Below are 25,158 nucleotides of genomic sequence, written 5' to 3' on the forward strand. Positions count from 1 at the left end.
CGATGAGCCGAGCACCCATGACCCTCGATTTCCTGCCCGAATCGCTGCAGACGAAACTCACCGCCTACGTGCAACTGCTACGGCTGGACCGCCCCATCGGCACCCTGTTGCTGCTCTGGCCCACATACTGGGCCTTGTGGCTCGCCGCAGGCGACGGCATGCCAAGCCTGGCCAATGTGATCATCTTTACCCTGGGCGTTTTCATGATGCGGGCCGCCGGCTGCGCGATTAACGATTTCGCCGACCGCAAGGTGGACGGCCACGTCAAGCGCACCAGGGCGCGTCCGCTCGCCACCGGACGGATTAGCGCAGCAGAAGCGGTGATACTGTTCCTGGTGCTGGCACTGCTCTCGTTCGTGATGGTGGTGTTCTTCACCAATACCCTGACGCTCTACCTGTCCTTTGGCGGGCTGGTACTGGCGTTCATCTACCCATTCATGAAGCGCTTTACCCACCTGCCCCAACTCTTTCTCGGCGCAGCCTTCTCCTGGGCGATCCCCATGGCCTGGGCGGCGGAGGCCAACGAGGTCACGCGCATCGCCTGGCTACTATTTACGGCCAACGTGCTCTGGACCGTGGCCTACGACACGCTCTATGCGATGGTCGATCGTGACGACGACCTTAAGATCGGCGTGAAATCCACCGCCATTCTCTTCGGCGAAGCCGACAAGGCTATCGTTGGCATCCTGCAGGTCCTGACGGTACTGATCCTGGTTTTGGTGGGCCCCCAGGCGGAACTGGGTGTTTTCTATTACTTGGGGCTGCTGGGTATGGCCTCGCTGTTTGGCTACCAGCAGTACCTGATTCGCTTCCGCCAGCGTGACGCCTGCTTCAAGGCCTTCCTTAATAACCAATGGGCGGGCGCCAGCGTATTCCTGGGTTTGTTCCTGGACATGCTGGTCCGCTAGGAAGCCCACTCCAAGGAGGTTTCCGGGCCACCTGAATCCTTGTCATATACTTGTAACAATTGAAGGTTGTAATGTCCCAGCAATACTACGGCGCCCTAGTGGACATCCTGAGCCTGCAACGCCTTTCAGGATCCGACCGGGGCACCCGAATCGCTGGTGATGACAAGGTGGGATGTCATGACGGGAAAAACAGTACTCATAGTCGATGACGAAGCATCGATCCGCGAGATGATCGCCGTAGCGCTGGAAATGGCGGACTACGACTACCTCGAGGCTGCCGACGCGCTGGATGCGCACGCCATGATCGTGGACAAGAAACCGGACCTGATCCTGCTGGACTGGATGCTTCCCGGCACCAGCGGCATCGAACTGGCCCGCCGCCTGAAGAGAGACGAAACCACGGCGGAAATCCCGATCATCATGCTGACCGCAAAGGTCGAAGAGGACAACAAGGTGCAGGGCCTCGAGTCCGGCGCCGACGATTACATCACCAAGCCGTTCTCCCCACGGGAGCTCGTTGCACGTCTCAAGGCGGTACTGCGGCGGACCACACCTGCGGGGGTTGAAACCCCGGTGGAAGTAAACGGCCTGCACCTGGATCCCACCAGTCACCGGGTCACGACGCCAACCGGCGCGGTGGACATGGGTCCCACGGAGTATAAACTGCTCCAGTTCTTCATGACGCACCAGGAGCGGGTCTACACCCGGGCGCAACTTCTGGATCAAGTCTGGGGTGGCAATGTCTATGTGGAAGAGCGTACCGTCGACGTCCACATCCGCCGCCTGCGTAAGGCGCTGGGTGAGAAGTACGATCACCTGATCCAGACGGTCCGGGGTACCGGCTACCGTTTCTCCACGCGCGCAGCCTGAACCCCTATAATAAGCGTCGCGTAATGGGAGACTCTGACGTTTGATTCGGTGCTGGGGCGCGTTCCAGCACCCTTAAGGAAGATTCCATGCAGCACAGCTGGTCGCGTTACCTGCGCCTGATTATTGCTCTCCTGCTCGGATTTTTTTTAGTCGGCCTCTGGTTCGGCTATCCCCTGGTCGGTTTGACGCTCGGCCTCTCGGTCTACCTGGTTTGGACGCTGGTCCAGGCGCGTAGACTTCACCATTGGCTACAGCACCCCGATGATGATGACGATGCTCCCGGCAGCATCGGTCTCTGGGGGGAAATCTTCGATGGCCTGCACCGGATGCATCAGGCGCATCAGCATTCGCGCGACCTGCTACAGACGCGGATCAACCGCGTCCAGGAATCCACCAATGCCATGCGGGACGGCGTCATCATGACCGACGCCGAGGGAAATATGGAATGGTGGAACTGGTCGGCGGAATACCTGCTGGGGTTCCGCCGCGATACCGACCGCGGTCAGCCGATTCACAACCTGATACGCAGTCCCGCCTTCAAGGCCTATTTCGATGCCAGGGACTACCGCGATCCAATGGACCTGAAATCCCCGGCCAAGCCCCACATTCACCTGCAGATCCAGATCAGCCTGTTCGGCGATGACGACCGGCTGATCGTCGCCAAGGATGTGACTCGCCTGTTCCAGCTCGAGCAGATGCGCCGGGATTTCGTGTCCAACGTGTCCCACGAAATGCGCACACCGCTGACGGTGATCAGCGGCTACCTGGAAACGCTATCGGATAACATGGACGATGCCCCGCCCCGATGGCGCCGCGCCATCGGCACCATGAGCCAGCAGGCAGAGCGGATGGAGGCACTGATCACCGACCTCATCCTGCTGGCCAAGCTCGAAACCGGCGAGCAGCACATCGACGACCGGGTCACGGATGTCGGTGCCCTGATCCGCCAGATCTGCAGCGACGCCAGAGCCGTAAGCGGCGAGAATCAGCATGTGATCGAAACGGACATCGGCGAACGGCACCATCTGTTCGGCGATGAGAACCAACTCCGCAGCGCCTTCTCCAACATTATCTTCAATGCGGTGAAGTATACGCCGGCCGGCGGCAATATCAGGGTAAGGTGGTACACGGACCGGGAAGGCGCTCACATGTCAGTGAAAGACAGCGGTATCGGCATCGATCCGATCCACATCCCGCGACTGACGGAACGTTTCTACCGCGCCGACCCCAGCCGTCACCAGCAGACCGGCGGCACCGGCCTCGGTCTGGCCATCGTCAAGCACGTGCTGCTAAACCATGATGGTACGCTGGAGATTAACAGCCATCCGGGGGACGGTAGCGAATTCATCTGCCACTTCCCCCGTTCGCGGATCACGGAAGCGCCGATCGAAACCGCCTAGCGCCCCGGTGTGGCCAATGCTCTAACCGGCACGAAAACGGGCGATAAAGCGAGAGAGGTCTTCCATCTTCTGGGGGTCTTCATCGACGAAGCGCACGACCAGACTGACGAAGTCGGTGTCCTGGCGCTTGTCCACCGCCTGGAGCTGATGGACATAGCCGTTCAGCCGGGCCACTTCGCCGTCACTCACCTCGATATCCACCACTGCCTGATCCAGGATACCGGGAAAATCCTGATCGCGTTTGGCGATGACGCGAATCTCGTTCAGCGTGATGTCCTTGACCACGCTGCGCAGGGTGGCATCGGCAAAGCGCACCGCCGCAACCGCCCTGACGCGGGATGCAGCACTGTCCTTCTCCACCGGTTTGTCGGCCGCGGCGGGGCGTTGCTGGGTCAGCAATGCAGCGGATTCCTTGAACGCATCTGCCGGACCGTCCATGGATTTTCCGGACGACGTCATGGCCGCATTCAGCTTGCGGCCCATGACCTTGATGATCTTCTTGCTCAGGCCGTCCGGACTGAACGGCTTACCCAGGTACTCCGAAACACCTTCCTGTACCGCCTCGATGACGTGGGTTTTATCTCCCCGGCTGGTGATCATGATGAACGGGCACTTCTTCAAGCGCTCCTGCTGGCGCATCCAGCGCAGCAATTCGAGACCAGACATTTCCGGCATTTCCCAGTCGCACAAGACAAGGTCGAACGACGTCTTGGTCATCAGGAATTGGGCCTTCTTGCCATTGGGCGCTTCGGTGATCTCGATCACCGGGAAACGATTGCGCACGGTGCGCTTGATCAGGTCCCTCACAAAGCTGGCGTCATCGACCACCAGCGCCTTCAGTGTTGCCATACTGCGGCCCTTTCAGCAAATTCTGAACACTACTATAGCTCAGACCTGTGTTAGCGCTCTTAAGGTGTTGTGTCTATTCCTTAAAAAATTGTCACCGCTTGTCGCCAACGGCGGTGTTTTCCCGCCCCAAAAACAGGCTACCATGCGGTTCTCCGGGATCTTCTGCACGAGGAACATAACGTGAAAAGAGGAAAAGCAGCGTGAAAAGAGGCACTACCGCCATTCGCCGTTTGAGCCCCTGGCTCGTCGCCGCCAGTCTGGTCTCGCCCTTCACCCTCGCCCAGGAAACCCCGCAAACCCTTTCACAGGCGGAATTCGGCCAATGTATCGGCAAGCTCAAAGGCCGCGCCATGGAAGCAGGCGTAACGCCGGAGGTTGCCCAGAACGTCCTGGATCAGGTGACCTTCCTTGACCGTGTCATCGAACTGGATCGTCGCCAGCCCGAATTCACCACGACCTTTGCCGACTATCTGAACCGTCGGGTCAACGATGCCCGCATCGAGAAGGGTCGGGAGCTTCTCGACGAACATGCGGACCTGCTGGCCAAAGTCACCCGGGAAACCGGCGTCCCGGCGCCTTACCTGGTGGCTTTCTGGGGTCTGGAAACCAACTTCGGCAGTTATTTCGGCAAGATGTCCGTACCCAGCGCCCTGGCCACCCTGGCCTGCGACCCGCGGCGCAGCGATTATTTTTCCGGCGAACTGATCTCCGCCCTGCGCATCATCGACGAGGGCGCCATTCCGCCGGAGCAGATGGAAGGTTCCTGGGCCGGCGCCATGGGACATGTCCAGTTCATGCCTTCTGTCTTCCTGCGCTATGCCGTCGACGCCGACAATGACGGCAAGCGCGATCTCTGGCACAGCATTCCGGACGCCATGATGTCCGCCGGCAATTTCCTGCAAAACCTGGGCTGGAACGGCGATTACCGCTGGGGCCGAGAAGTGCTGCTGCCTGAGAATTTCGACTACAGCCTCGCCGGTCTGAAAAACGAACAGGCTCTATCGGAGTGGCGCAAACTCAACATCAAGGATGCCTTCGGCAACAAGCTGCCCAACGCCGACATCGAGGCTTCGCTGCTGGTACCGGCCGGTCACGAAGGTCCGGCTTTCCTCGTCTATCACAACTTCCACGTGATCATGGGGTGGAATCGCTCCGAGTTCTACGCCATCGCGGTGGGCCATCTCGCCGATCGCATTGCCGGTGCGGGTGGTCTGCAGAATCCGCCGCCCGAGGATCTGCCCCGCCTGTCCCGCGAAGATATCGAAGCCCTGCAATCCGCGCTGAACCAACGCGGCTACGAAAGTGGAACACCGGACGGCATCCTGGGACCGGCGACCCGTGGCGCCATCCGCGATTTCCAGAAAGACCAGAACCGCATTGCCGATGGCTATCCGGACCCGGGCCTGTTTGAAGCCCTGCAGATCAAGCTCAAGGAAGCCGAAGCGAGTAACACGTGATGGAAAAGAAGCCGGAAATCCTCAACACCCGCCTGGTGGCTCGCAGTCGCCTGTTCGGCATCGAGTCTGTTCACCTGCGCTTCAGCAACGGCGAGGAGCGCGAATTCGAGCGCTTGCGCACGCCGCCCATCGCCGCGGTCATGTGCGTTCCGATGCTGGATGACGACACCGTGGTGCTGATCCGCGAATATGGTGTCGGCCTGGAAGATTACGTGCTTACCTTACCCAAAGGCGCCTACGAACACGGCGAGGACTGGCGCGAGGCCGCTAACCGCGAACTCAAGGAAGAAGCCGGCTACGGTGCCCGCAACCTGACCCTCCTCAAGGATATGACCCTATCCCCAGGCTATATGGGCAGCCGTATCCATGTTGCATTGGCTGAAGACCTCTACGAGGAACGTTTGCCTGGCGACGAACCTGAACCGCTTGAAGTGCTGACCTGGAAGCTATCGGAACTTGAGATGCTGGTGCAGCGTGACGATATGAACGAAGCGAGGGTGATTGCGGCGCTGTATATGGCGCGTGCTGTGTTACAGCAGCGGGGTGTGCCCTAACGCCATCGCCACCACGGCAGTCCCTTTCAAACATGTACCAGATCAGGTTAGCCCAAGATCTGGAAATCCATTGTAATCCGAAACCCTCCTTTATCTTGGCCAAGCCCAGATAGTTACAAGCGGCTTGGCGCACCTACCTGCACTTTTTCTCTCGCCCCTTTGTGTCAGATTTTTATACATACATACCCAAGGCAACACATTAACTCCATGTTCCATAAGATCTTTTCCCGGTGGCATAGAAATAGCTTAGCGCTACGCGTTCATTCTCGACATGAACCGAATGTAATCAAGGGAGCTAAAATGAAAATCATAAAATCATGTGTTAGCGCTGTTGCAGCATCAATATTTTCGGTAGGTGCTTTAGCGTTTCCAGTCGATCTGGATTCGGTAAGCGGTCAGTGGATCAATGCCTCCGGCGGCATGTACGTTAGTGGGGAGGGCACCAACCAGATCCGTTGGGGGGCGGGTCAAAAGCAGAGCGGTTATGACTTCGTGGGCAACTCAAGCCTGCCCCAGAGCATTACCGATTCTTCACCCTTCATTCTCGGGGAATTCACCCATCGCAACCATCCGATTGGGGAATACTCGGCGATCGACAGCGTCGAACTGGATATCTATGCCAGTTTCTCAAACGATGACGGCAGTGTTGCCACCGGCCCTTTCACGTTCCTTTTCGACCATAACGAAACGGAGAACAATGCAGCGGTCACACAGCACTGTGGTAACTGGGACTTTATCTGCTATTTTCTGTCCGCGTTATATGGCAACAAGGGCAGCTATACCACGCATGACGGTCCGGTAGACGATATTGTAAAGGTTATATTCGACACCTCCGTCGAAAGCTCAGAATTTACGCTGGGCAACAGTATATATTCGCTAAGCCTCCTCGGTTTCGAAGGCAACGCGAATGAACTTGACACCGCTGAAAACGAAATGACGTCAATTAACCTGATCGCAAGCCTCAACGTTCGTTCCGTACCTGAGCCAGGCACGGTTGCCCTGCTGGGAATGGGCCTACTGGGAATGGGACTGGTTCGCCGGCGCAGCAAAGCCTGACCCTTCCCGGGATACGATAAGCCCCGCGCAGGCGGGGCTTTTTCATTTAAGATCGGCCCCACGTATTGTGTCTCGAACCCCGCGCGGTCATATTCCTCCAACAACCGAAAAACCTCTCGCCATGTCCTTCGTATCTAAACGAACAGCGAGGCGTAGTAGCAGCACGATATACCAGGAACACGACACGTATGGATTCCATAACCCAAGCCGCCCTCGGCGCCACACTTGGAGGCCTGGTACTGGGCTCACGCCTCGGCCGCACAGCCCTGATTGGCGGCGCCGTGCTGGGCACCCTGCCGGACATGGATGTGGTGATCGATTACGGTAGCGCCGTGGCCAACTTCACCCAGCACCGGGGGTTCAGTCACTCCCTTTTCGTTCTGATCCCCCTGGCCGTGCTACTTGCGTATGCCTTACATCGATGGCGACCGGAGATCAGCTTTACTCGCTGGCAACTGTTCACCGGCCTGGCCCTGGTTACCCATCCGCTGCTCGATGTCTTCACAACCTATGGCACCCAGATTTTCTGGCCATTTGGCGGGCCGGTCGCCATCAGCAGCCTGTTCATTATCGATCCGGCCTATACGCTGCCGTTGCTGATCGGGGTTTTGGTCTTTCTCTGGCGACCCACGCGCCTCCGTCCGCTGGCCATTTCGGCCGTTCTATCTACCGCTTATATCGGTTGGAGCGTAGCCGCCCAGCAGATGGTTGCGGAGCGGGTCGAGCCCATCCTGGCTGAACGTAACGTTAACGAGGCGCCTAAACTGGTCCAACCAATGCCCTTTTCTACGTTGCTTTGGCGGGTAACGGTGCTGGGTCCGAACGAGCGCCTGGAGATCGTCACAGGCTTTCTCGATGGTGACCAAGCGCCGCGTGTCGAAGTGTTCGATCGCGACCAGACCCTGGCCAGGGCCGCTCACCAATTGCCGGAGGGCCAGCGACTGGCCTGGTTCACCCGGGACTTCCTTGCCTACCACAACGCCAGCGACGAACTCCGCGCCACAGACATTCGCCTGGGATTGCCCGGCGCTCACCCCTTTACCTTTGTGCTCGCCCGCCAGCAAAACGGCGAGTGGCAACCACTACGAAGTGAACGCACGCCACGGCCGTCGATTCAGGATGATATGCTGTCCACCCTATGGCGCAGGATAACCGGCGATGTCTCCGTCCTGTGCCTCGCCCGCCTGGATACCCAAACCTCGACCGGAGAGTGCTAGTGCGTCTCGATTTCTTTATTGCGAACAGTGCCAATGTATCCCGCAAGGAGGCGCGCCGCCTGATCCTGGCTTCACGGGTGAGTGTGGAAGGCGACATCTGCAAGAAGGCCGCCACCCAGATGTCGGGCACCGAGCATGTCTGTCTCGATGACGAACCGGTGACCCTGCCCGGCGAGCGCTACCTGATGCTGCACAAACCTGAAGGCGTTGTGAGCGCCACCTCCGACAACGAGAACCCTACCGCCCTGGAACTGCTTCCGCCGGACTGGCGTCGCAACCTGCACATCGCCGGTCGACTGGATAAGGACACCACCGGACTGCTGCTACTGTCGACCGATGGACAGTGGTCGCATCGCGTGACATCACCTCGCGCCGACTGCCCGAAAACCTACGTAGTCAGCCTTGCAGAGCCCCTCCCGGATGAACGGTTGGCGCAATTGGAAACAGGCGTTGAGCTTCGCAGCGAATCCAGACCAACCGCTCCCGCCCGAGTGGAGCGCATCGATGGTGAGCATATACGGCTGACAATATCAGAAGGGCGCTATCATCAGGTCAAACGCATGCTGGCTGCGGTGGGTAACCGTGTCATGATGCTGCATAGGGAGCGTATCGGAAGCGTGGAGCTTGATCCCGACCTGGCCCCGGGCGAGTTCCGTGAGCTAACCCAGGCCGAGATCGATAGCTTCAGGAATTGATACTTTTTTAATCAGAAGACGCCTCGAAACGCCCGGCCTCGCGATTCTTGCGTGCTGTGCGGGGATCGAGGATCTGGCCGCTCATGGCGATATAGACGCCTTTCGGCAGACTCATCAACGCACCAATGGCAAAGCCCAGGTTGAACGGTGCGTCGGTGATACGCATACGGGAGGGCTGCATGGCACCAGTGAGGACAATGGTGCGGTCGGCCAGGTCCATCAGGACGCGGGCGGTATCTACCATGGTGTCGGTACCATGGGTAATCAGGACCCGGGATTCCTTCGACGCTTCCACCGCCGCACGGATGGCCAGCCGGTCCTCATCCGTCATGTCGAGGCTGTCCTTGCGCATGACGCCTTGCACCCGATACGGGATCTGCATGTGCGCCACTTCGGCGATCGCCGGGAACTCACTGTCGCCGATGCTGAATTCGCTCTTGGCGTCGAAGTAGATCTTATCGATCGTTCCACCGGTGGTCAGCAGCAGGATACCGCTTTCAATCCCTTGTTCTGCAACGAAACGTTCAGCCATGAGTCAATCTCCGGAACTATCGAATTACTGCGTCAACTCGGCAGTGGTGGTGGTTTTCCTGGCGTCCCGCTCGGCATAGAACGCGTTGCGGCGATTTTCGTATTCCCGGGCCGCTTTGGCAATGGAACCGCCGTCACCGGTCGTAAGCCAGCGCTTGATGCGCCCGGCATCGCCAAGCGGGGTACGCGTACCGAATGAATCGAGCAGCACGGTAACCACCTCGCGACCTTCGATCTCGGTCACCATAACCAGGCAACGCCCTGCCTCGGTGAGATAGCCGGTCTTGCTCAAGCCCACGCCCCAGCTGTCCCGATGCACCAGCACATTGGTATTACCGAATGACAGTGAGTAGCGCGGCTGACGGAAGTGTGCGCGGAAATAACCGGTGGTGCTGTATTCACGCAGTTCCGGATGGGCGAACGCAGCGCGTACCAGCGTTACCAGATCGCCGGCGGAGGAATAATTATCGGGCGAGAGCCCGGTCGGTTCCACGAAACGGCTTTGGATCATACCCAGCTCGCGGGCCTTCTCGTTCATGGCATTGACGAAGGCATCGAAACCGCCCGGATAATGCCGGGCAAGCGTATACGCCGCCAGGTTTTCCGAAGACATCAAAGCGATGCGCAGCATGTCACCCCGCTTGAGGGTGGAGCCGATGCGGATGCGCGAATAAGCGTTATTCGCCGCTTCACGATGACGCTCGTAGACTTCCAGCCATTGATCGAGCGGTTGGCCGGCTTCCATCACCACCAGTGCGGTCATTAGCTTGGTCACCGAAGCGATGGGAACCGAGCGGTCGAGGTGTTTGCCATAGATCGGGTCGCCGCCGTCGAGGTAGGCCACCGCCGCGTTGACCGAGGCAAGATTGAGTCCGGCCGGGTCCGGCGCGGCCCAGGTTCGGCCGGCGCCAATGGACAGACAGATAACGAAAAGAAACAGCGGAATCCGCTGACCCCATTGCATACTGAAGCTACCCCAACAAAACAGTGACTGACGCGCCGCAAGTAAGCACTTGCTTATTGGTCTGCTTTATACACTTATGAGCCGCAGAATTCAGCCCCGTTGCGTAACCGGCAAGAGATACCTTATCGATGAAGCATAGCATCATCCCGATCTTCTTAAGCCTTTTCCTGATCGCCTGTACCGAACCCCGATTCGATCCGGTATTCGAGGACGGTGTCATACTCGCCTTCGGCGACAGCCTTACCGAAGGTGTTGGCGTGGCCGAGGAAGAGAGCTACCCATCCGTATTGGCTGGACTGTCAGGCGTACGGATAATCAACGCAGGCCTCTCGGGAGAAACCACAGCCGAGGGCCTGGCGCGCCTGCCAAGCGTCCTCGATCGCACTCAACCCGACCTGATGATCCTGCTCGAAGGCGGCAACGACATCCTGCGCAACCATGATCTCACCGCCACCCGGGACAACCTGGCGCGAATGGTCGAAATGGCCCAGTCGCGGGATATCGATGTCCTGCTGGTGGGCGTGCCGGAGAAGAAGCTGTTCTCGGACACTGCCCCGCTCTATGCCGAGCTGGCCGAACGCTACGAACTGGCCTTTGACGATGACGTGGTCGCCAGTCTACTGCGCGATCCCAACATGAAGTCCGATTCGGTCCACTTCAACGCCGAGGGCTACCAGCGCCTGGCGGAGCGTCTATACCAGCGCCTGCAGGACGAAGGGGCGCTCTGATCTCGCCACTTACATATTTATCAACACCAGGTAGCGCCCGCCGGAGCCGACTACAACCACGATAAGACCAAGGATCAGGTTGATCAGTACGAACTTACGGATCTGACCAATGTTGCGGCCCGCTTCGGGGATATCGTTGTCGGCTACCGCCTTCTTCAGGCGGCGGAACGGCGCAAACCAGACATGGGCGAACAGCAACATCATGACGACGCCCAGCGTCAACATGGCGTGAACGTGCCAGCCGGCCGAGCCCAAGCCGTCGAAGTACATACCCAGGATACCGAATCCGGTCAGCAAGAGAGCGATGATCGAACCCCAGACCCAGCGAAAGAAAATCGACAGGGTATGACTCCATAGCGGCGCCCGCTGGGCCGGCTCCAGAACCGCTCCCGCTGCGGGGCGTAAGGCCATGTAGGCGAAGAACATGCCGCCTACCCAGATCACCGCTGCCAGTGTGTGCAATGCCACAAAAAAGCCCATCGTTGTCCCTCTCACCGTTCGAATAACCAGCGGCACTATAGCAGTTTGAGGCTAACTTCCCGCAACGGGTACTCTGCTGCGAGCGAATCAACGACAGCTTTTCAGGCCATTCTCCCCAGCATGCAAGTTCGTGCGAGAAGGCAATGGTGGAGTTAACGCCCTGAAGTCGCTGTTGGGCGGGCTTTCAAATGTGGCGAACGGTTTGGAAGATATTCGTATTCACAAAAAAGGCCGCCCTAAGGCAGCCAATAGGTCTCTCTCAACGAGCAACTCAAGCGTGGGATTCGATAAAGCCATTCAATTCGCGGGCGCCTACCGCACCGATCTGGGTGCCAACCGGTTCACCACCCTTGAACATCATCAGCGTGGGAATGGAGCGAATGCCGAACTTAACGGCCAGTTCGCCGTAGTTATCCACATCCACTTTCGCCACTTTCAGACGGTCGGACTGATCGTCTGCGACATCTTCGAGCAGTGGTGCGATGGATTTGCAGGGGCCGCACCAGTCCGCCCAGAAATCCACCAGGACGGGTTTGTCGGACTGGAGCACTTCCTGCTCGAAAGTGTCGACGGTAACGTTGATCGGTTGCTGGCTCATACGGAACCTCCTCGGCACGCAAAGCAAATGGGTACATTCAAATCTATTTAGACCGGTCTACTAGTTTTCAAGGCCATTTTTTGGCGGTCCGGTTGCCCGGGACCGCCTGCAGGGGATCGACGCCTATTGCTATGTGGCCGGCGCTCGTCCCAGGATTTGCTCAAAATACATGGTTGCGAACTGGGCCATCGGCTCAACCGACTTGCTAACCTTTGCCCGCAGGGTCGCCCCCTGCCATCCCATCTGCAGGAGCTGGGCGAGCGCCCGGGGGTCGGCGCCGGCATCGATATCCCCTCGCTCCTGGGCCTCTTCGAGACATTGCGCGAAGCGCACCTGCCAGTCGGAAAAGATGCTGTCCAGCCGCAGGCGGAAACTCTCGTTCTGCCCCGCCAGTTCCTGGCCCAGGTTGCCGATCAGGCAACCGCGGCAATAGTCACAGGACTGCATGTCAGCAATGCCCATATCCATGTATTCGCGTATCCGCTCCAGCGGGGGCAGTGCGCGGTTACCCAGGGTACGGTCGAGCTGGGCGTTGTATTCCGCAGCAAAGCCGTCGATCACCGCCAGCCCGAAATCCTCCTTGCTGGCGAAGTAGTAGTAGAACGAGCCCTTTGGTACGCCTGCCTCTTTCAGCACCGCGTTGATACCGGTGCTGTTGAAACCCCGATGGGCGATGATGTCGCCGCCCACGCGAATCAACTGCGCTCGGGTTTCATTGCCGGGCTTGGCCTGGGCCTTTGTTGCTGTGGTTATCATGGTTTTTATAATAGACCAGTCGTCTAGTTGGCGTCAAATTGATCAATCCTAACGATATTTGATCATTCAGTCGCTGGATTTGGAAACGATAAGTTCTACATGTTCTCTATCATTTGACGCGGACAAGGCCGGCAACCCAGGCCTTGCCCTGCTTCCGCAGTCTACGATACCGCGTTCGACTTCACGCTAGAAATCGTCGGTTACGGCACCTTTCGAGGCCGAGCTTACCGTACGTGCATACTTGGCCAGGACCCCGCGCGTATACCGCGGTTTCGGGGGCTGCCAGCGCGCGCGGCGACTGCTCAGGATATCGTCGGATACATCGAGGCTGATGGTGTTGGCCTCGGCGTCAATGGTGATCGTGTCGCCCGTCTCAACCAGTGCAATGGGACCGCCCTCGGCCGCTTCCGGTGTAATGTGGCCAACCACGAAGCCGTGGCTGCCGCCGGAGAAGCGTCCGTCGGTAATCAGGGCCACATCCTTGCCCAACCCTTTCCCCATGATGGCGGAGGTCGGCGTGAGCATCTCTCGCATACCAGGGCCGCCCTTTGGGCCTTCGTAGCGGATGACGAGAACGTCACCAGCCACCACCGTGCCGTCCATGATGCGTTCCTGAGCCTCCTCTTCGGAATGGAAAACACGCGCCTTACCCGTGAAGTAGGTGCCTTCCTTGCCGGTGATCTTGGCCACCGCCCCATCCGGCGCCAGGTTGCCGCGCAGGATGCGCAGGTGGCTGTCTTTCTTGATGGGATCCTTGAGGGCATGGACGATCTTCTGACTTTCCGGATAGGGCGCCACGTCCGCGAGGTTCTCGCCGAGGGTCAGACCGGTGACCGTCAGGCAGTCGCCGTGTAACAGGCCCGCCTCCACCAACGTCTTCATCAGTGGCTGGATACCGCCGATGGCTACCAGTTCCGACATCATGTAGTGGCCGCTTGGCCGCAGGTCCGCCAACACCGGGACCCTTTTGCCTATTTCGGTGAAGTCATCGATGGTCAGCTCGACGCCAGCGGTATTGGCCATGGCGATCAGATGTAGCACCGCGTTGGTGGAACCACCGAGGGCGATGACCACCGTAATGGCGTTCTCGAAGGCCTTGCGGGTCATGATGTCGCGGGGCTTGATGTCCTTTTCCAGCAGGTTCAGCACTGCCGCACCGGCCGCACGGCAATCCGCCAGCTTGGTGTCGGAAACCGCATTCTGTGCCGAACTGCCCGGCAGGCTCATGCCCATGGCCTCGATGGCGGACGCCATGGTGTTGGCGGTGTACATACCGCCACAGGATCCCGGCCCCGGCACCGCAGTTTCCTCGATCTGTTTTACTTCGATCAGGTCCATGTCGCCCTTGGCGTGGGCACCGACCGCCTCGAACACGGAAATCAGGTCAGTATGGTTCGCACCGGGTTGGATGGTACCGCCGTAGACGAAGACCGCCGGTCGGTTCAGTCGCGCCAGCCCGATCAGGCAGCCGGGCATGTTCTTGTCGCAACCACCGATGGCGACCAGGCCGTCAAAGCCCTCGCAGCCGGCGGTGGTTTCGATGGAGTCGGCAATCACTTCCCGTGAGACCAGGGAATATTTCATGCCTTCGGTGCCGTTGGCGATGCCATCGGATACGGTGATGGTATTGAAAATCAGGCTCTTGCCACCGGCCTCATCGGCACCGCGGCTGGCTTCCTCGGCCAGGCCGTTGATGTGCATGTTACAGGGCGTCAGGTTGCTCCAGGTGGAGGCGATACCCACCTGGGGTTTCTTGAAATCCTCGTCCGTGAAGCCGACGGCACGCAGCATCGCGCGGCTGGCTGATTTCCCGAGGCCATCGACCACGGGGCTGGAATAGCGACGGCGCTTGTCTTCGCTCATGATCTCTCCCGACTGTCTTATTCAGGTTCCTTGCTTGTCTGTGTTTCACGCTGATCTGGGCTCGTTGCTGTTGCGGATCCCGCGTTCTCTCAAGTTCCTTGCTTGCGAAAAAACAGCATGCGGTTGTTGGCCGGCATCGCTTGATCCTTATCGAAGGTCAAACCGTAGCTTGCAGCCAGCTCGATCACCGCAGCGTCATCCTTGATCCCACTGGATGGATCCCGCGACCTGAGCCAGGCATCCAAAGCTTCGTTGCCCTCGCTGGTAAACTGGCCGTCGCGATTGAATGGTCCATACACGACAAACCATCCACCGGTTTCCAGCACGTTCGACGCACAGGTCAGCAAGGCCTCAACAACCGGCCAGCCGACAAAATGCACGGTGTTGGCGGTAAACACGCCGTCGTAACGCTCGCCCGGCGGGCGGTGTTGCATGACATCCAGTTCCTGCGGCGGCGGCAGGTTGGGCAGGCCGACGTCCTCTTGCCAAGCACGCAGCCCCGGCTGGGCTTCGGCCACATCCGTCAATTGCCAGGTGATGTGCGGGTGGCGCTGGGCCAGGAAGACCCCATGCTGGCCGGTCCCGCTGCCCAGTTCAAGCCAGTGGCCGGGTTGTTCGAGTAACGGGGCAAGGGCTTCGGCGATGGGCTGTTGGTTTCGCAGGCAGGCTTCGGCAACGGGTTTCAAGATGCGCTCTCTGAATGTTGAGGTGTAATTTCAGGACCACCTTTCAGGTTAGCATCCTGACCCTTACAACGTCGCCAGCCGATGCAAGGGATTGCACAACTTTCGCACAAACAAAATGCAAAAGAGTTTCAAATAATCTAAAATATCCGTGAATTCAATATGTTACATAACATTTCCACGTGTAAATGAAATGTAACCACTGACGTCATTTTAACTGCCGACTATAGGCTACCAGGACGACCAGCATGCCGGAACGGAATCAGGTATCGACGCAGCGAGGCCGCCATGGGTAAATTTCCCCGTTGCGTCCTGCGTCTGCGTTACCGGGTCTGGTTGCCGCTGGCCCTGTTCTTCGCCATCGGCGGGTACAGCCTGGGACTCAACCTGACGCCGGCCTATGGCTCCGCCAACCCCGTACCCCTCTCCCCCCTGGTTTCCAACGCCTGGGTCGATACCCTGCAGTCGGACATTCGCTTTCGCACGGCCAGCCTGGACCAGGTCCTCAAGGACCAGAGCTGGATCGACAACCGTGACTGGCAACCGCTCGATACGACCCACGCCGGTCTGGGCTACCTGGATGGCCCGGCTACATTCCGGGTGGAACTCAGCAATCCATCGGTTCATCCCCTGTCTCTATTGCTACGCATCCAGGCCCCATCGCTGGACCAGGTGCGCGCCGTCGCCATCCTGGAAACCGGAGAAACCAATCGCCTGCCGGTGCTGGGCGACAGCTTTCCCTTCAGTGAGCGCATGGTGGAGCTGCCCGAGCTGATCTGGCCCGTAGTGCTGCCCCCGACGTCCTATACCACCTTCCTGTTCGAGGTGGTCAATTCCGGCCCTACCTTGTTCCCGTTCTCCGTCAGCCGGCCCGAGCAGTTGCTTAGCGAGGCAGGCACGGAAATCGCCTGGAAGGCGGGTCTCTACGGCATCTTGCTGTTTGCCTTGGTGTTTGACCTGGCACTGCTGCTGACCCTACGCAGCATGGCCGCCGCCTGGCTCACCTGCCTGGTGGCCACCATCCTGTTAACCCAACTGTGCGTGGACGGCTTCGGTCTCTGGCTACTCTGGCCGCATTGGCCCGGGGTAAATAACCTGCTGACACCCATGATCCCGCTCAGCGCAGTAGCGTTGCTGGGTTTTTCCCGTCACTTCCTGGGACTGGTCGGACGAACGCAGTTGACCTTTCGAGCCGCTTCAATCCCTCTAGTGCTACTGGCAGTGCTGGCACCCCTGCACATAGTGGGGATTGGACAGGCAACGACGCTTGTCGCCTCAACCGCTGCGCTGCTGCTCGTCCTTATCGTCGCCATCCTTCATATTCGGGAAAATCCAGAAGCCCGTTACCTGGCCATCGCATTGGTCATGCTGTTCATCGGCGCCGCGACGGCGATGCTGCGCACCATCGGCTGGATGCCGGTGAACGCAGTGACTACCTCCGGCTTCTACATCGGCGCTGCGTCCGCGGCGGTCTTCCTGACGCTTGTGGTGGGCTATCGATTGGTGGAGGAACGACGTCGACGCATGAACGCCACCCAGCGTGTAGCCGAAGAACGCCGCCTACGCACCCGCCTGGAACAGGATTACGACCGACTGATGGCGTCTCATCGCATCACCCGGCGCCCCAACCGTCCCATCATGGAGCAGGCACTGGACCGACTAATCCAATCCGGGCATTCGTTCGTGGTCGGCCTGCTGCGGCTGGAGCGCTATGGGGAGATCGAGCGCGCGCTGGGTTACCAGGAGGCGGAAAACCTGCTACGGGTCTATCTCGCGCGCTTCTGTCGTTACCTGGAGGGCCAGTTCCCCGATCAACTGGTGCTGTTCCAGGGTCATCCGTTGGGGACTGTAGATACGGCAAACCATGTCATCGCCCTGCGTACGGACAACGGCAGCATTCCCTGGAACGCCATCCGCCAGTGGCTCGAGCAGTCCTTCAGTGAGGACCACTACGCCTTCAGTTGGCTGTCCCGACTTGGCTTGGCGTATGCGCCTGAACATGGCAGCAGTGGTTCGCAACTGATTTCCCGGGCGGGTTTTGCCTCGCTGGCCACGGACACCACCATCAACGTCTATGATCCGCGCTCGGAAGAAGAGCAGAACCTGCAGCATTTCCTGATCCTGGATCTGGATCGCGCCCTGCGCACCGGGGGCATTCACCTGGCGTACCAGCCCAAGATCTGCCTGCGGGACAACCGGGTGATCGCCTACGAGGCGCTAATCCGCTGGAATCACCCGGACTATGGCCTCATCCGGCCCGATCAGTGGATCCCGTTCGCCGAGCAGGTGGGCGCGATCCACGGGGTGACTCTTTGGGCCATCGAGCGCGCGGTGCAGGATTTGCCCAGGCTGGAGCAAAAGGCCGGACGGCCGGTTATGGTGGCGGTGAACATTTCGGCCAGGGATCTGGCACGCAGCGATTTTCATAGCGAAGCCCAGGCCATCCTGTCCCGCTATGGCGTGACACCCAATAACGTGATGCTGGAAATCACCGAAACCGCCGTAATGCGTAACGCTGATCAGGCCCGGCAAATGCTGGAAAAGCTAAGCCGCGCAGGCTTCCGCATTGCCCTGGACGATTTCGGCACCGGCTATTCCTCCCTGAGCGCCCTGGCCTCCTTCAGCCTCGACGAATTGAAGATCGACCGCAGTTTCCTGACCGATATCCCCACCGACGCTATCCGCCAACGTATATTCCATACCGCGGTGGAACTGGGCGAGGCGCTGGACCTACGCATCGTGGTGGAAGGTGTGGAGACCGCGGCCGTCGCCGACTGGCTGCAACGCTACCCGGGCCTCTGTGGGCAGGGCTACTATTGGGGCCGGCCCGAACCTCTCTCGATCCTGTAGTCTTTCAGGTTTAGCCCTTTCATCTGGCGCGCATACTGGGTGGCAAACCCCGGGAACATGGTGGCGTTGAAACCATCTTCGGTGAGGTACCAGCTCTTGCAGCCGGAATTCCAGTTGGTCCTGGCCAGACGCTTCTGGATCGCACGATTGTGCCGTTTCTGCACATCCTTGCGCACCTCCAGGCTCTTGAGGTTTTGCCCTTCTATCAAGCGGATCGCCCGCACAAGGTACTCGATCTGCGATTCCATATAGACCAACGCCGAGTTGTGGCCCGGGCCGGAATTGGGTCCGAAGGTCATGAACAGGTTCGGATAGCCGGAAACGTTGATGCTCTTGTAGGCATGGGCGCCACACCGCCAGTCTTCCGCCAGTTCCCGGCCCTTTCGTCCCACGACCCTGAACGGTGTACCACTGTGGGACACGTCGAAACCGGTGGCGAACACGATGCAGTCGAACTGATGCTCGATCCCTTCGGCGGTGCGGATACCCTCCTCGCTGATGCGCGCAATGGGCCAGGTGATCAGCTCGCAGTTATCCCGTTGCAGCGCGGGATAGTAGTCGCTGGACATCAGCACCCGTTTGCAGCCGATGCGGAAGTCCGGTTTAAGCTGACGGCGCATCCAGGCATCCTTGACCTGATGGTTCAAGTGGGCCTTGGCCACCCGCTCCATCACGCCGGTCAGCGGTGAATTCCAGATGATGCCCAGGGCCATGGATTCATGGGTAACGTAAAGGGCGCGGCGCATGGCCGACTGGGCGCCGGGTAGTTTGCGAAACAACAACTTGTTCCACTCTGGTGTGGCGAAATCCGGCCGCGGCAGCACCCAGCCCGGTGTGCGCTGGAAAACCTTGAGCCTGTCCACCCGCCCGACCAGTTCGGGGACGATCTGCACGCCGCTGGCGCCAGTACCGATCACCGCCACCCGCTTGCCGCGAAAGTCATAGTCGTGATCCCAGCGGGCACTGTGGACCTTGTGGCCCTTGAAGCTATCGATACCGGGAATATCCGGAAAGCTGCATTTCGATAGCGGGCCCTGGGCCATAATCGCTGAATGGGCCTGATAGGACTCGCCGCTCTGTGTGGTCGCCGTCCACACACCGGCTTTCTCGTGATACACCAGCTCGCTGACATCCTGGTTGAAGCGAACCTTCTGTCGCAGCTTGTGGCTGTCTGCAAGGTGGTGGATGTACCGCAGAATTTCCCGGCTACCGGCGAAGCTGCGCGACCAGTCCGGGTTCGGTGCGAAAGAGAACGAGTAGAGGTTGGACGGTATATCACAGGCGGCCCCCGGATAGGTATTGTCCCGCCAGGTTCCGCCGATATCCGCGGCCCGTTCGAGGATCACCACGTCGCGGATGCCTTCCTGCTGCAGTCTCAGGGCAGCGCCTAGACCGGCAAAGCCGGCCCCGACGATCAACACAGTGTGCGGCCTTGTCCTGCGACGCTGCGTTGCGCCAGCAGGAGCCTTGGAGTTCTTGGTTTGGGCGGTTGCCTTACTCATCATGCGCTCTCGAGGTTATTTCCAGGCAGGCGAAGCCGTCGCCGCGCGTAACACGGCGGACAAGCTTCAGCCTTGGTAAATGTTTCAGATCAGGCGGTGGGGCGCCAGGTCAGCTGCTTGACCCAGGTAGGTACGGGGCCCAGCGCTCGCTTCGGGATGTAATTGCTCAGCTTCACCAGTGCGTCCACCGGCTTGTGGTAGATGTGATCCCGATTGACCACCATCTGCCCGTGTTGGCTGATGATCTGGTACCAGGGGTTGCGACGCCCCTCCTTTGTGCGGCCGCCGATGCGCCGGTACTTGCCCATGGCCTCGTACAGCCGTTCCTCTTTCAGGCCCATGGCAACGATATTGTCGCGCATGCGGTTCAGCAGGGGCGCATAGGCGAGCACGCCAAGGATCAGTTTGGGATTGGCCACGGTTCCCACGGTCTTGATTGCCAACTGGTGTATCCGCCCGTGGCCGAGCATTTCCATGACGTGGAAATCGACCCCAAGATGCCGCGCCTCGTCGGCGTTGATCTTCTCGAACACCTCGTGACAGAGCGGATCATTCACCTCGTCCAGCAGGAACTTGAGCAGTGCCCCGTCCAGGGCAATTTCCAGCATGGGGATCACCGATCCGAGGACTTCCAGCGGCATATCGTCGCTGTAACGGTCGAGCCACTCGATGGTCAGGCGCAGGTTGATGTTGGGCTCAGGCAGCTCTTCGCCGTCGAGCATGCCCCAGCGGCGCATCAGGGCCATTTCCGCATTCGCGTGACGCTGCTCCTCGGCATGGAAATAAGTGTAGATCTCCTTAAGGGTATCGTTGGGTGCTTTCCTGGCCATGGCGGCAAAGCCACGGGCGCCGACATGTTCGATCCACATCAGGTCCGACATGAACGCCTTGAGCTTGGGCCACTGCTCCGGCGTAATCTGTTCGGCCCCGGGTTTTTCCCAGTCGATATCCGCCAGTGCCCACTGGCTGTCCTTGATCTTGGCAAGCATCTTGTCGAGGTCGATTTGAGCCATGGCCGATTCCTCCTATTTGTTTATTCAAGACAGGTCGTAAAGACAGGTCGTTTATTGAAGACGCGCGGCGGCGAACCGATTGATCATTCCGGTGCCCAGCGCGTAGGTGCGGGGAAACAGACGCTTGGTGCGCCAGATCATGCGTGCATCGAATTGCGGCATCACATACAGGTCACCGCGCTGGTGGGCGTCGAGAGTCATGCGCACAACGTTCTCCGGCGCCATGCCGAAGCGGTCCATCAGGCGGTCGAAGAGTTTCGAGGATTTGCCGACGATCCTGCCGTTGGCGTTGATGTTGGTTTTCACCAGGGTTGGGCACAGGGCGGTGACGTGCACACCGGTACCGGCCAACTCGGCGGCCAGGGTCTCGCTCAGGGCCAGGGCGCCCGCCTTGCTGACGTTGTAGGGCCCCATGAGCGGCGCCGCCGAATAGCTGGCGGTGGAGGCCACGTTGATGATCCCGCCGTAACCCTGTTTTTTGAGCAGCGGGGCAAACACGTGGCAACCATGGATCACGCCCCAGAGGTTGATGCCCAGGGTCCATTTCCAGTCGGTGATGGGCGTCTCCCCCACCGGCGTGCCCCCGACACCGATACCGGCATTGTTGATCACCAGATCGACAGGTTCAGGTAGAAGCGATTCGGCCTGGGTCGCGAGCTTCTGCACGGCAGACAGCTTGCTGACATCACACGCCGTGGCCCAGGCCCGGCCGCCGGATGCGGTGATTTCGTCCGCCGTAGCCTGGGCTGACGTTTCATCGATATCCGAACACAGGACCGCGCCACCGCGACGGGCAATTTCCAGGGCGAATGCACGCCCGATTCCACTGCCGGCACCGGTTACGACCGCAGAAACAGCGCCTGCGGGTTTCTGGGGCAAACGACTTCCGAACATGAGACACCTAAGCTGAATGTAATCAAGAGCCTCGGAACCGCTCCGAGGCTTAATAAAAAGCTAAAGCGAATGCTTGTTCGGATTCAATTCGGAAAAAATATGACGAGAAAACCCCAACAGGAACGGGCCAAGGCCACCGTCAACGCCATCGTCGAGGCCGGTTTCATTGCCATGGCCGAGCGCGGACCGGCGGCAACGACCACGCGGCATATTGCTGAAATTGCAGGGGTTGGCGTGGGGTCGCTGTACGAGTACTTCGACAACAAGGAAGCGATCTTCAGCGTCATGTCCGAACGTTTCGTGGCCGACACGGTGGCGATGATCCAGCCGCTGGTCCCCGAGCTTGTTCGGATGCCCATTGCCGATGCCGTCAGGGAGTTGCTCAATCACTTCCGCCAATTCCTGCAGGAAAACGATCGGCGCTACCTGAACTGCGTCCAGTACGCCATGACCCTGGACTTCGAGATGTACCTGGAGCCGCTGCAGAAAACCCTGTCGGAACTGGTCACCCAATACCTGATGCATCACCCGGAAACCCTGCAGATCCGTAGCATTCCGACCATGAGCTACATCATGATCCATGGCGGTATCTTTGCGGTGGTGCGGCACCTGACCGACCCCAACCCGCCGATCAGTTTCGACGACTTGGCGGACGGGCTGGCGCGCATGGTCGGGCACTACACCGAGCAGGAAATCCAGATCGCCAGGATGACCCGCGATAAGTTGTCAGCGGAGAGGCAGGACGTCGACAACGACTAATGGGGCAGCAGAACCGCTGCCCCTGAACCTTCCTAACCGACGAACTGGGGCGCGAAGCCGTAGTTCCAGATCAGCACCGAACCGACCCGGGTGGTGACCAAAATCACCAGCGCCACGGTGAGGACGGCACCGGCATAGACAATCGCCTGTTCCTTGGGGATACCCATGACGATGGGCAGCCCGTCGTACACCAGATAGCCGGCGTAGGCCGCTGCCGCCAGGAATACCAGCGCGTTGAACCAGGGCACCGGATAAAGCAGTGCAAAACCGGCGAGGAACAGCGGCGTCGCCGCGTAGGCTGCCAGGGCGATCCCGTTGGACTTGTCGACCTCGCTCTTGGCGCCGTAGGTGCTGGCCATCCAGTCGATCATCCAGCCCAGGGCAAATACCCCCACCAGGATAGCGATGTAGGTGAGAATGCTCAGTTGGATCGCACTGATATTCGACAGTTTGATAAGTCGTTCACTGCCGACCGTCCAGCCGAAATAGGTGGTGGATATATACGCACAAACCGGACCGATGGCCGCCAGGATCAGCACATACGCCACATAGACGTGCCAGGGCGTCTCGTGCTCTCGGCGGATTTCCGCCCACTCGGCATCGGGATGGGTGAACAGACCGAAGGCATGTTTGAGAAGCATCGCGTTCTCCTTTCTTGTTGTGTCTTTCGACCTATACCTTGCTACCCGTAATCGGAGTTACGGCCTGACTTTGAGCATAGTTCATAAGCGTGATTTCAGCCTGGCGGGCTGTAAAATCACTGCAAGCTGGGCTATCACGGGATAGCGAACCCCCAAAGATGGGTGATTTGTCTTGATCTGTCGTATTGATAGAGGGAAAGATTCTTACGTCAGAACCGATCAAAAAACACGACTATGGAGGGTTATCGATGAGCACCAAATCATTCCGGATCGCCTTGACCGCAGTGTTCGTGCTACTCGTCGGCGCGGCCCAAGCCGCGCTCAAGACCGAAACTATCAACTACGACGTCGACGGCGAGCCGTTTACCGGCTACATGGCCTGGGACGACAGCTTCGAGGGCGAGCGGCCAGGCATCCTCGTCGTCCACGAGTGGTGGGGCCACAACGACTTTGCACGCAAACAGGCGGAGCGCCTCGCTGGGCTCGGCTACACCGCCTTTGCCCTGGATATGTATGGCGCCGGCAAAGTCGCCGAACACCCCGAGGACGCCAAGAAGTTCATGCAGGCCGCCACCGGGCAGGAAGGGGCGATCCGGGCCCGTTTTACCAAAGCCATGGATCTGTTGAAGGCGCGCGAAACCGTCGATGGGAACCACATTGCAGCCCAGGGTTACTGCTTTGGCGGTGGGGTGGTGCTGAACATGGCCCGGTTGGGGCTGGACCTGGACGGGGTAGTGAGTTTCCACGGCTCATTGGGCAGCGACATCACCGCCGAGCCAGGTAGCATCAAAGCAGCAGTTCAGGTACATACCGGCGGCGCCGATAGCTTCGTGCCTCCGGATCAGGTTGCCGGCTTCGTCAAGGAAATGCAGGTGGCGGAAGTAGACCTGGATTTCTTCAGCTATCCCGGCGTGAAGCACTCATTTACCAGTCCCGAAGCCGATGAACTGGCTGAGAGGTTCAATATGCCACTGGGCTACGATGAAAAGGCTGCAAAGGAATCCTGGGAGAGCATGAAAGCGTTCTACGAGGCGATATTTGCAGAGTAGCAACGCGGGTTCCAGTACAGGACTGGCACCTTACGCGGTAAGCGCAGGGACATCATCGCTTCCGCTGTCCTGGCTGGCCTCCTCTAGCCAGCCAGGACGTCCGGGGCGTCCATGCCCCTCCTCCAGCGACGACATCCATCAACTTCTCTCTGACGTGGTTCTGGACGCCGTAACAACTGTAACTGTCGATCACTGCCGCGGATCCGTCTCCGCCACCTTTGGCCGATCCTTGTTGCTATCCCTGAACTGCACCAGGCTCTCCACGCCGGGAAAATCCACCACATCCCGGAACTGCAGCCAATCCACCAGGCTGTAGAGGCAGATAGAGGGATAATCCCACTCGGCGAACTCGCCACCGTCCACCATGGCCGCCAGGGTACGCAGGGACATCATGATGCGCTCGCGCTGGAGGTTATAGAAGGTGATGTCCTGATCCACGTCGATGCCCGACTTCTTTGACAGCACCAGGGTCACACAGGAATCATTGACCGCGTCGATCAGGGTCAGCTGGTTTTCCTGATCCCAATCCAGCGGCGCGTCGCCCCGCTTGCTAGCGATATAGCGGGAAATCACCCGGGAGTCGTAAACATCCTGGTCGCCGTCCTGGATCATCGGTATCTTCAGGGCGGGATTGCTGCGGCGCAGTTCGTCGCGATCCTTACCGTAGATGTCCAGGTTTACGAATTCGTAGTCGTCGTCGCCAAGCAGTAAACGAATGCGACGGACATAGGGGGAAGTCGTGGAGCCAATCAGCTTCATGATCATGTATCCTTTCTAGACATCCAAGTTTCTGAAATTGCATCTAAACTGGTTGGTAAACCGTACCGTATTGGCTCTGGTT

Annotated in this window: 25 protein-coding genes; 12 read left to right on the plus strand and 13 right to left on the minus strand. The window is 59.2% G+C overall.

Features of this window, described 5'->3' with window-relative positions:
* The first annotated feature begins 17 nt into the window (after positions 1-17).
* From ubiA to phoR, 3 genes are all read left to right on the plus strand, one after another.
* On the plus strand, positions 18-908 hold the full coding sequence (ubiA, locus tag RE428_RS22450; RefSeq protein WP_004579927.1) for a 4-hydroxybenzoate octaprenyltransferase: 891 nt from the start codon (positions 18-20) through the stop codon (positions 906-908).
* 177 nt (positions 909-1,085) lie between these two features.
* Entirely contained in the window at positions 1,086-1,778 is a 693-nt protein-coding gene (phoB, locus tag RE428_RS22455) for a phosphate regulon transcriptional regulator PhoB (protein WP_004579926.1), read from the plus strand.
* An 86-nt stretch (positions 1,779-1,864) separates the two neighbouring features.
* Complete coding sequence (gene phoR, locus RE428_RS22460) at positions 1,865-3,178, plus strand: phosphate regulon sensor histidine kinase PhoR (RefSeq protein ID WP_004579925.1); 1,314 nt, start codon at positions 1,865-1,867, stop codon at positions 3,176-3,178.
* Between the two features lie 21 nt (positions 3,179-3,199).
* Here phoR and RE428_RS22465 read toward each other — a convergent pair whose 3' ends face one another.
* Positions 3,200-4,027: a response regulator gene (locus tag RE428_RS22465; protein ID WP_004579924.1), complete on the minus strand. Its 828-nt coding sequence runs from the start codon at positions 4,025-4,027 to the stop codon at positions 3,200-3,202.
* Positions 4,028-4,227: 200 nt separating this feature from the next.
* Between RE428_RS22465 and RE428_RS22470 the strand changes: the two genes are divergently transcribed.
* The 5 genes from RE428_RS22470 (at position 4,228) to rsuA (ending at position 9,006) form a co-directional block, all read left to right on the plus strand.
* Entirely contained in the window at positions 4,228-5,484 is a 1,257-nt protein-coding gene (locus tag RE428_RS22470; RefSeq protein WP_004579923.1) for a lytic murein transglycosylase, read from the plus strand.
* Entirely contained in the window at positions 5,484-6,038 is a 555-nt protein-coding gene (nudE, locus tag RE428_RS22475; protein WP_004579922.1) for an ADP compounds hydrolase NudE, read from the plus strand. Before RE428_RS22470 ends, nudE begins: the two co-directional genes overlap by 1 nt.
* 300 nt (positions 6,039-6,338) lie before the next feature.
* Positions 6,339-7,094 carry a THxN family PEP-CTERM protein gene (locus tag RE428_RS22480; protein ID WP_040882371.1) on the plus strand — a complete coding sequence of 252 codons (756 nt, stop codon included), beginning with the start codon at positions 6,339-6,341 and terminating at the stop codon, positions 7,092-7,094.
* Positions 7,095-7,282: 188 nt separating this feature from the next.
* Positions 7,283-8,311 carry a metal-dependent hydrolase gene (locus tag RE428_RS22485; RefSeq protein ID WP_004579920.1) on the plus strand — a complete coding sequence of 343 codons (1,029 nt, stop codon included), beginning with the start codon at positions 7,283-7,285 and terminating at the stop codon, positions 8,309-8,311.
* Positions 8,311-9,006 (plus strand): 16S rRNA pseudouridine(516) synthase RsuA, encoded by a 696-nt coding sequence (rsuA, locus tag RE428_RS22490; protein WP_004579919.1) that lies wholly within the window; start codon positions 8,311-8,313, stop codon positions 9,004-9,006. Before RE428_RS22485 ends, rsuA begins: the two co-directional genes overlap by 1 nt.
* Before the next feature lie 7 nt (positions 9,007-9,013).
* Here rsuA and RE428_RS22495 read toward each other — a convergent pair whose 3' ends face one another.
* Positions 9,014-9,538, minus strand: coding sequence for an asparaginase domain-containing protein (locus RE428_RS22495; protein WP_004579918.1), 525 nt, complete (start codon positions 9,536-9,538; stop codon positions 9,014-9,016).
* A 24-nt stretch (positions 9,539-9,562) separates the two neighbouring features.
* Positions 9,563-10,501, minus strand: coding sequence for a D-alanyl-D-alanine endopeptidase (gene pbpG / locus RE428_RS22500; protein WP_004579917.1), 939 nt, complete (start codon positions 10,499-10,501; stop codon positions 9,563-9,565).
* A gap of 128 nt (positions 10,502-10,629) precedes the next feature.
* Between pbpG and RE428_RS22505 the strand changes: the two genes are divergently transcribed.
* On the plus strand, positions 10,630-11,229 hold the full coding sequence (locus tag RE428_RS22505; protein ID WP_004579916.1) for an arylesterase: 600 nt from the start codon (positions 10,630-10,632) through the stop codon (positions 11,227-11,229).
* 9 nt (positions 11,230-11,238) lie between these two features.
* Here the strand turns inward: RE428_RS22505 and RE428_RS22510 are convergent, their stop codons facing one another.
* From RE428_RS22510 to RE428_RS22530, 5 genes are all read right to left on the minus strand, one after another.
* The gene (locus RE428_RS22510) at positions 11,239-11,709 is read right to left on the minus strand and encodes a CopD family protein (RefSeq protein WP_004579915.1); all 471 of its coding nucleotides are present in this window, start codon (positions 11,707-11,709) and stop codon (positions 11,239-11,241) included.
* A gap of 271 nt (positions 11,710-11,980) precedes the next feature.
* Complete coding sequence (gene trxA / locus RE428_RS22515; RefSeq protein ID WP_004579914.1) at positions 11,981-12,307, minus strand: thioredoxin; 327 nt, start codon at positions 12,305-12,307, stop codon at positions 11,981-11,983.
* A gap of 129 nt (positions 12,308-12,436) precedes the next feature.
* Positions 12,437-13,063: a TetR/AcrR family transcriptional regulator gene (locus RE428_RS22520; RefSeq protein ID WP_004579913.1), complete on the minus strand. Its 627-nt coding sequence runs from the start codon at positions 13,061-13,063 to the stop codon at positions 12,437-12,439.
* A 186-nt stretch (positions 13,064-13,249) separates the two neighbouring features.
* Complete coding sequence (gene ilvD / locus RE428_RS22525) at positions 13,250-14,926, minus strand: dihydroxy-acid dehydratase (RefSeq protein ID WP_004579912.1); 1,677 nt, start codon at positions 14,924-14,926, stop codon at positions 13,250-13,252.
* 89 nt (positions 14,927-15,015) lie between these two features.
* Entirely contained in the window at positions 15,016-15,612 is a 597-nt protein-coding gene (locus RE428_RS22530; RefSeq protein ID WP_004579911.1) for a DUF938 domain-containing protein, read from the minus strand.
* 285 nt (positions 15,613-15,897) lie between these two features.
* Between RE428_RS22530 and RE428_RS22535 the strand changes: the two genes are divergently transcribed.
* The gene (locus RE428_RS22535) at positions 15,898-18,459 is read left to right on the plus strand and encodes an EAL domain-containing protein (RefSeq protein WP_004579910.1); all 2,562 of its coding nucleotides are present in this window, start codon (positions 15,898-15,900) and stop codon (positions 18,457-18,459) included.
* Here the strand turns inward: RE428_RS22535 and RE428_RS22540 are convergent.
* The 3 genes from RE428_RS22540 to RE428_RS22550 all read right to left on the minus strand — a co-directional run bounded on the left by RE428_RS22540 (position 18,423) and on the right by RE428_RS22550 (position 21,853).
* On the minus strand, positions 18,423-19,964 hold the full coding sequence (locus RE428_RS22540) for a flavin-containing monooxygenase (RefSeq protein WP_115840225.1): 1,542 nt from the start codon (positions 19,962-19,964) through the stop codon (positions 18,423-18,425). The two genes, RE428_RS22535 and RE428_RS22540, sit on opposite strands and share 37 nt — an antisense overlap.
* An 86-nt stretch (positions 19,965-20,050) precedes the next feature.
* On the minus strand, positions 20,051-20,974 hold the full coding sequence (locus RE428_RS22545) for a ferritin-like domain-containing protein (protein WP_004579908.1): 924 nt from the start codon (positions 20,972-20,974) through the stop codon (positions 20,051-20,053).
* A 51-nt stretch (positions 20,975-21,025) separates the two neighbouring features.
* The gene (locus RE428_RS22550; protein ID WP_264673096.1) at positions 21,026-21,853 is read right to left on the minus strand and encodes an SDR family NAD(P)-dependent oxidoreductase; all 828 of its coding nucleotides are present in this window, start codon (positions 21,851-21,853) and stop codon (positions 21,026-21,028) included.
* Positions 21,854-21,967: 114 nt separating this feature from the next.
* On the opposite strand from RE428_RS22550, the gene RE428_RS22555 reads away from it, so the two are divergent.
* Positions 21,968-22,627, plus strand: a complete 660-nt coding sequence (locus RE428_RS22555; protein ID WP_051079761.1) for a TetR/AcrR family transcriptional regulator — start codon at positions 21,968-21,970, stop codon at positions 22,625-22,627.
* A 32-nt stretch (positions 22,628-22,659) separates the two neighbouring features.
* On the opposite strand, the gene RE428_RS22560 is transcribed toward RE428_RS22555, so the two are convergent.
* Positions 22,660-23,268, minus strand: a complete 609-nt coding sequence (locus tag RE428_RS22560; RefSeq protein ID WP_004579905.1) for a Yip1 family protein — start codon at positions 23,266-23,268, stop codon at positions 22,660-22,662.
* A gap of 248 nt (positions 23,269-23,516) precedes the next feature.
* Between RE428_RS22560 and RE428_RS22565 the strand changes: the two genes are divergently transcribed.
* On the plus strand, positions 23,517-24,317 hold the full coding sequence (locus RE428_RS22565; RefSeq protein WP_004579904.1) for a dienelactone hydrolase family protein: 801 nt from the start codon (positions 23,517-23,519) through the stop codon (positions 24,315-24,317).
* 189 nt (positions 24,318-24,506) lie between these two features.
* Here the strand turns inward: RE428_RS22565 and RE428_RS22570 are convergent, their stop codons facing one another.
* Positions 24,507-25,076, minus strand: coding sequence for a glutathione S-transferase family protein (locus RE428_RS22570; RefSeq protein WP_040882369.1), 570 nt, complete (start codon positions 25,074-25,076; stop codon positions 24,507-24,509).
* Positions 25,077-25,158: the final 82 nt, after the last annotated feature.

It is taken from the genome of Marinobacter nanhaiticus D15-8W (assembly GCF_036511935.1).
GTDB lineage: Bacteria > Pseudomonadota > Gammaproteobacteria > Pseudomonadales > Oleiphilaceae > Marinobacter_A > Marinobacter_A nanhaiticus.